The following is a 6,235-nucleotide window of genomic DNA, read 5'->3' on the forward strand; positions in this document are numbered from 1 at the left end:
GGACTGTTCAGTGTTGCTGAACAGTCCACGCAGCCGATCTTAGTGGACCTGAACGGCCGGGAGCCGCACACTCCGTGGCATGACAGCCACGCCGCCACGCCGGTCTTCCCGCCCGCATCCCTTCGGCCGCGCCGCCTGCGCCATGATCACCCCCTTCACCGCCGACGGCGCCCTCGATCTCGACGGCGCCCAACGGCTCGCGGTGCACCTGGTGGACGCGGGCGGCTGTGACGGTCTCGTGCTCAACGGCACGACGGGCGAGGCTCCGACGACCTCCGACGAGGAGAAGACCGAGCTGGTACGGGCGGTCGTCGACGCCGTCGGCGACCGTGCCCGCGTCACCACGGGTGTCGGGAGCGCCGACACCCGTCACTCGGCCGCGCTGGCCCGGTCCGCCGGGACGGCGGGCGCGCACGGCGTGCTGGCCGTCACGCCCTACTACTCCCGGCCCGGACAGGAGGCCGTCCTCCAGCACCTGCGGGCGATCGCCGACGCGACGGACCTGCCGGTGCTGCTCTACGACATCCCGGCCCGTACCGGCACGCCGCTGACCGCCGAGACCCTGCTCCGGCTCGCCGAACACCCGCGCGTTCAGGGGGTCAAGGACTGCGCGTACGACCTGCTGAAGTCGGCTCGGGTGATGGCGGAGACCGGGCTGGCCTACTCCTCCGGATGCGAGGAGCTCAACCTGCCGCTGCTGGCCATCGGCGGCTCCGGCTATGTGAGCACGGTCGCCAATGTCGCGGGCAGGCAGGTCCGTTCGGTGCTGGACGCGCACGAGTCCAGCGATCCCGCGGAGGCCGCCGCCCGCCACTTGGCGCTGGTCCCCCTGATCGCGGCGGTGATGGCCTCCGGCACACCGGGCACGGTGACGACGAAGGCTCTTCTGAACGCGACGGGCCTCCCCGGCGGCCCGGTTCGCGGCCCGCTTCTCGCGGCAGGCGCCGAGCTCACTTCCCACCTGGCGGACACCCTCCGCCACATCACGGGCCAGGAGCAGCCGGCACCCGCCCTGGCCGTTTGATCACCCGCTCGTCAGTGTGCGGCCGGCCACTGCGGCGCGCCCGCGTCCGCACCGTCGTCCGCCTGCTCCGCCTCCGCCGCCTCTCCCGTCAGGTCCCGAACGAGCAGCGCCGCACCCGCCACCGCACCCGGCATCAGCACGACCGCGAGCAGCGGGACCATGAACATCAGCACGAGCGGGACGCCGAAGCCGAGGGCGAGCGCCTTGCGGGTGCGCAGGAGGCGCAGCCGTTCGCGTACGGGGATGCCGCGGCGCTGCATGGCGACCGAGACCAGTTCCAGGGTGAGGAAGAAGCCGGAGACGCAGAAGCCGAGTGCCGGGACGAGGGTCTGCCCGATGACGGGCACGAAGCCGAGCAGGAAGAGCGGTACGGCGAAGAGGAGGGCGCGCGAGAGCACGTACAGGCTGTCACGCAGCGACCTCCACAGCTCGCGCCACAGCGGCAGGTCCAGGCCGGGAGGGCAGCCGCCCTCCGACTCCTCGACCCGCTCGGACAGCTTCTCGTAGAAGGGGTCGCCGACCAGCAGCGTGACAGCGGTGAAGGTGAGCACCGACAGGAGCAGTCCGGCGAGCCAGAGCAGCACCGCGAAGAGGGTGCGCAGGACGGTCTGCCAGGGCGAGCCCCAGTCGTCGGCGAAGGGCGTGGCCCAGACGGCGATGTCATCGGTGAAGAAGGCGAGCGCGGTGAGGGCCGCCGCGTACACCACGAGAGTGATCAGTGCGGGCAGCAGGCCGAAGCCGAACCACCGCCCGTGCCCGGCGGCCCATCGCTGGCCGCGCCCCAGATACCGAATCCCCGCCGCGAGATCACGCATGTCCGTAAGCCTATGGCCTACGGACATGCGAACAGAACTCGGCTAGTTACTGTGCAGGGCTTCGTTCAGGCCGCCCCAGGAGCCGGTGCGCTGGAGGACCTCGACGGTGCCGGTGGTGGAGTTGCGGCGGAAGAGGAAGTTGTCGGCGCCCGACAGCTCCACAGCCTTGACGATCTGTCCGTCGGGCAGAGTCACGCGCGTACCGGCCGTGACGTACAGGCCTGCCTCGACGATGCAGTCGTCGCCGAGCGAGATGCCGACACCGGCCTCGGCCCCCAGCAGGCAGCGCTCGCCGACGGAAATGGTCTGCTTGCCGCCGCCGGAGAGGGTGCCCATGATCGAGGCGCCGCCGCCCACGTCGGAGCCGTCTCCGACGACGACACCGGCGCTGATGCGGCCCTCGACCATCGAGGTGCCGAGGGTGCCCGCGTTGAAGTTGACGAAGCCCTCGTGCATGACGGTGGTGCCCTCGGCCAGGTGCGCGCCGAGCCGGACGCGGTCGGCGTCGGCGATGCGTACGCCCGTCGGCATGGCGTAATCCGTCATGCGGGGGAACTTGTCGACGCTGGTGACGCTCAGGTGTTTGCCCGCGGCGCGGGCGGCGAGCCGCACCTGCTCCAGCCGGTCGACCGGGACGGGGCCGAGGCTGGTCCAGGCGACGTTGGCGAGCAGCCCGAACAGGCCGTCCAGGTTCTGTCCGTGCGGCCGCACGAGACGGCGGCTGAGCAGGTGCAGCCGCAGGTACGCGTCGTGGGCGTCCAGCGGCTTGTCCTCGAGGGAGGCGATGACCGTCCGTACGGCCACGGTCTCGACGCCGCGCACCGGGTCGCTGCCGAGCGCCTTCGCCGCGGCCTCCCCCAGCTCCTCTACGGCACGCTCGGGGCTCAGCCGCTCACTCCCGGCCGGTTCGCCGGGGCCGGCGACCAGTTCGGGGGCGGGGAACCAGGTGTCCAGGACGATTCCCCCGGCGACGGTGGCGAGTCCGGCGGCGACGACGCCGGTGGGGGTACCTCCCAGGCCGTCCTCGGCCTGGGGGAGGGTGGTGGCTGCTTCGCTCATACGTCGCACGCTATCCGCCGCCCTGCGGCGAAGGCCAACCGGTCCCGGCACCGCCCCGGCGGCCCCCGTGCCGCACTCAGCGCTCGCCCGTGACGCGGGCCAGCGCCGCCCGTACCTCTGCACGGTCGAAGGGGCGGTCGGTGAGCAGCAGTTGCAGCAGCAGGCCATCGATCAGCGCGACCAGTACGCGCGCGGTGGCGAGGTCGGAGGTGTGGCGGCCGATCATCTCGGTCATCTCGTCGACGCAGCCGGCGGCGAGCGGCTGGAGACGTGGGCGGCGCAGCGCGGCGAGATAGAGCTCGTATTCGAGGCGGATGCGGCCTCGGCCCCCGTGCGCGTACTCCTCCAGCAGCTGGGTGAGCGCGTCCGCGAGCGGCACTCCGCCGGGGATCCCCACCGCGGTGAGGCCGTCCTCCCAGCCGATGACGGCGCAGCGCGGTTGGCTGTTGACCTGCTCCAGGGCGGCGATCAGCAGATCGTCGAGGCTGGCGAAATGGTACGTGGTCGAGCCGAGCGGGACGTCGGCCTCGGCCGCGACGGTGCGGTGGCTCAACCCGGCGATGCCCTTGGCTTCGGCGATCCGGATGGCGGCGTCGATGATGCGCTGACGGCGCTCGGGATCGTGACGACGTGGCATCAGTGGGCCCCGCCGAGGTTGAGTACGACGACCCCGGCGATCACCAGCGCCACGCCGGTGATCTTCGCGAGGGTGGCCGCCTCGCCGAGGAAGAGCATGCCGATGGCGGCGATCGCGGCGGTGCCGACCCCGGCCCAGATCGCGTAGGCCGTGCCGACGGACATCGACTTGAGCGTCTGTGCGAGGAGCGCGAAGGCGACGGTGTAACCCAGCGCCGTGCCCAGCGAGGGCCACAGCTTGCTGAACCCGTCGCTGTACTTCATCGCCGTGGTCCCCAGGACCTCCGCCAGAATCGCGCCCGCGAGCATCACGTAGACCATGCGTACGATCGTACACAACGATGTGTACGCCCGTACACGGACCAGGCTTCAAGGGTGACCTGATATACACAACGGTCCTGCCTCAGCATCGCTGAAGCAGGACCGTTGTGTGTGCGCGACCGCTCGTGGGGCGAACCGTTCAGACGTTGAAGCCCAGCGCCCGGAGCTGCTCGCGGCCGTCGTCGGTGATCTTGTCCGGGCCCCACGGGGGCATCCAGACCCAGTTGATCTTCAGTTCGCTGACGATGCCCTCGGTTGCGGACTTGGCCTGGTCCTCGATGACGTCGGTCAGCGGACAGGCCGCCGAGGTGAGCGTCATGTCGAGGGTGGCGACGTTCGACTCGTCGACGTGGACCCCGTAGATCAGGCCCAGGTTGACGACGTCGATGCCCAGCTCGGGGTCGACGACGTCGAGCAGCGCCTCGCGGACCTCTTCCTCACTCGCGGGCTTCGCGGTGGTCCCGGTCATGCCGTCTTCTCCTTTACCGAGTCCTCGCCCAGGGCCTGGGCGGTGGCGTCCTTCCATGCCATCCAGCTGAGCAGAGCACACTTGACGCGCGCCGGGTACTTCGAGACCCCGGCGAAGGCGACCGCGTCCTCCAGCACCTCTTCCATGGCGTCATCCGGCTCGATCTTGCCCCTGGACTGCATCAGCTCCAGGAAGGCTCCCTGGATCGTCCGGGCCTGGCTCAGCTCCTTGCCGACCAGCAGCTCGTTCAGCACCGAGGCACTGGCCTGGCTGATGGAGCAGCCCTGGCCCTCGTAGCTGACGTCCTTGATGGTGTCGCCCTCGTACCGCACCCGCAGGGTGATCTCGTCACCGCAGGTGGGGTTGACGTGGTGCACCTCGGCGTCGCCGTCGCGCAGGCCGCGGCCGTGCGGATGCTTGTAGTGGTCCAGGATCACTTCCTGGTACATCGAATCGAGCTTCACGAGTCAGTCCGTCCGTTCAGTCCTCAGTCGCTGTCCCGGTCTAACCGAAGAAGTTCCGTACGTGTTCCACACCCGCGGCCAGGGCGTCGATCTCGGCCGGGGTGGAGTACAGATAGAACGACGCCCGCGTGGTCGCGGGAATTCCGTACCGCAGGCAGACCGGCCGCGCGCAGTGGTGGCCGACCCGGACCGCGATGCCTTGTTCGTCCAGCACCTGGCCGACATCGTGCGGGTGGATGTCACCGAGCGTGAAGGAGATCGCCGCGCCCCGGTCCTCGGCCGTGGTGGGGCCGATGAACCGCAGGTCGGGGATCTCCTGGAGCTTCCGCACGGCGTAGGTGGTCAACGCGTGCTCATGCGCCTCGATCTTGTCCATGCCGATGGCCGAGAGGTAGTCCACGGCCGCGCCCAGCCCGACCGCCTGGGCGATCGGCGGCGTGCCCGCCTCGAACTTGTGCGGGGCGGGCGCGTAGGTGGACGCGCTCATCGTGACCGTCTCGATCATCTCGCCGCCGCCGAGGAACGGCGGCAGGTCGTCGAGCAGTTCCTGCCGGCCCCACAGCACCCCGATGCCCGTCGGGCCGCACATCTTGTGCCCGGTGAAGGCGACGAAGTCGGCCTGCAGCGCCTGCACGTCCAGCACCATGTGCGGGGCCGCCTGCGATGCGTCGACGACGACGAGGGCACCGACCTCCTGGGCACGCCGGACGATGGCGTCGACCGGGTTGATGGTGCCCATGATGTTGGAGACCAGCGTGAAGGAGACGACCTTGGTCTTCTCCGTGATGACCTCGTCGACGGCGGACAGATCCAGCCGGCCGTCGTCGGTGAGACCGAACCACTTCAGCTTCGCTCCCGTGCGCTGCGAAAGCAGCTGCCACGGCACGATGTTGGAGTGGTGCTCCATCTCCGTGATGACGATCTCGGTGTCGTGCTCCACGCGGTACGGCTCGTCGGCCCAGCCCAGCATGTTCGCCACGAGGTTGAGCGACTCCGAGGCGTTCTTGGTGAAGACCACCTCGTCACGGCTGGGCGCGTTGATGAAGCCCGCGACCTTGTCGCGCGCGCCCTCGTACAGCGCCGTGGCCTCCTCGGCGAGGACGTGCACGCCGCGGTGGACGTTGGCGTTGTGCCGCTCGTTGTAGTCGCTCATCGCGTCGAGCACCTGGCGCGGCTTCTGCGAGGTCGCCGCGTTGACCAGGTACACCAGCTTCTGGCCGTCGTGGACCGTGCGGTCCAGGATCGGGAAGTCCTTGCGGATCGCCTCGGTGTCGAGCAGACCCGGAAGCGTCACATCGTTCACGAAGCGGCGCCTCCCTTCACGTACTCCTCGTAGCCCTCTTCCTCCAGCTTGTCCGCCAGCTCCGGGCCGCCGGACTCGGCGATCCGGCCCTTGGCGAAGACATGCACGTGGTCGGGCTTGATGTAGCGCAGGATGCGCGTGTAG

Annotated in this window: 8 protein-coding genes and 1 pseudogene; 1 reads left to right on the plus strand and 8 read right to left on the minus strand. The window is 69.9% G+C overall.

The features are described 5' to 3' along the window. The first annotated feature begins 79 nt into the window (after positions 1-79). Positions 80-1,024: a 4-hydroxy-tetrahydrodipicolinate synthase gene (gene dapA, locus ACRDP3_RS03560; RefSeq protein WP_431515325.1), complete on the plus strand. Its 945-nt coding sequence runs from the start codon at positions 80-82 to the stop codon at positions 1,022-1,024. 11 nt (positions 1,025-1,035) lie between these two features. Here dapA and ACRDP3_RS03565 read toward each other — a convergent pair whose 3' ends face one another. From ACRDP3_RS03565 to sufC, 8 genes and pseudogenes are all read right to left on the minus strand, one after another. Next, the gene (locus ACRDP3_RS03565) at positions 1,036-1,839 is read right to left on the minus strand and encodes an EI24 domain-containing protein (RefSeq protein ID WP_431515326.1); all 804 of its coding nucleotides are present in this window, start codon (positions 1,837-1,839) and stop codon (positions 1,036-1,038) included. Between the two features lie 42 nt (positions 1,840-1,881). Next, the gene (dapD, locus tag ACRDP3_RS03570) at positions 1,882-2,898 is read right to left on the minus strand and encodes a 2,3,4,5-tetrahydropyridine-2,6-dicarboxylate N-succinyltransferase (protein ID WP_431515327.1); all 1,017 of its coding nucleotides are present in this window, start codon (positions 2,896-2,898) and stop codon (positions 1,882-1,884) included. Positions 2,899-2,974: 76 nt separating this feature from the next. Continuing rightward, a complete protein-coding gene (locus tag ACRDP3_RS03575) occupies positions 2,975-3,535 on the minus strand; it encodes a TetR/AcrR family transcriptional regulator (protein ID WP_431515328.1) in 561 nt (186 codons plus the stop codon). Continuing rightward, positions 3,535-3,855 carry a DMT family transporter gene (locus ACRDP3_RS03580; protein WP_431515329.1) on the minus strand — a complete coding sequence of 107 codons (321 nt, stop codon included), beginning with the start codon at positions 3,853-3,855 and terminating at the stop codon, positions 3,535-3,537. Before ACRDP3_RS03580 ends, ACRDP3_RS03575 begins: the two co-directional genes overlap by 1 nt. Positions 3,856-3,994: 139 nt before the next feature. Continuing rightward, the gene (locus ACRDP3_RS03585; RefSeq protein WP_431515330.1) at positions 3,995-4,324 is read right to left on the minus strand and encodes a metal-sulfur cluster assembly factor; all 330 of its coding nucleotides are present in this window, start codon (positions 4,322-4,324) and stop codon (positions 3,995-3,997) included. After that, on the minus strand, positions 4,321-4,788 hold the full coding sequence (gene sufU, locus ACRDP3_RS03590) for a Fe-S cluster assembly sulfur transfer protein SufU (RefSeq protein ID WP_431515331.1): 468 nt from the start codon (positions 4,786-4,788) through the stop codon (positions 4,321-4,323). The genes ACRDP3_RS03585 and sufU overlap by 4 nt, the downstream gene beginning before the upstream one ends. Before the next feature lie 40 nt (positions 4,789-4,828). Continuing rightward, positions 4,829-6,082 (minus strand): cysteine desulfurase, encoded by a 1,254-nt coding sequence (locus ACRDP3_RS03595; RefSeq protein WP_431515332.1) that lies wholly within the window; start codon positions 6,080-6,082, stop codon positions 4,829-4,831. 5 nt (positions 6,083-6,087) lie between these two features. Then, positions 6,088-6,235, minus strand: a pseudogene (gene sufC, locus ACRDP3_RS03600) (Fe-S cluster assembly ATPase SufC); the annotation flags it as partial.

Origin of the sequence: Streptomyces sp. (genome assembly GCF_050698815.1) — a bacterium.
Classification (GTDB): Bacteria; Actinomycetota; Actinomycetes; order Streptomycetales; family Streptomycetaceae; genus Streptomyces.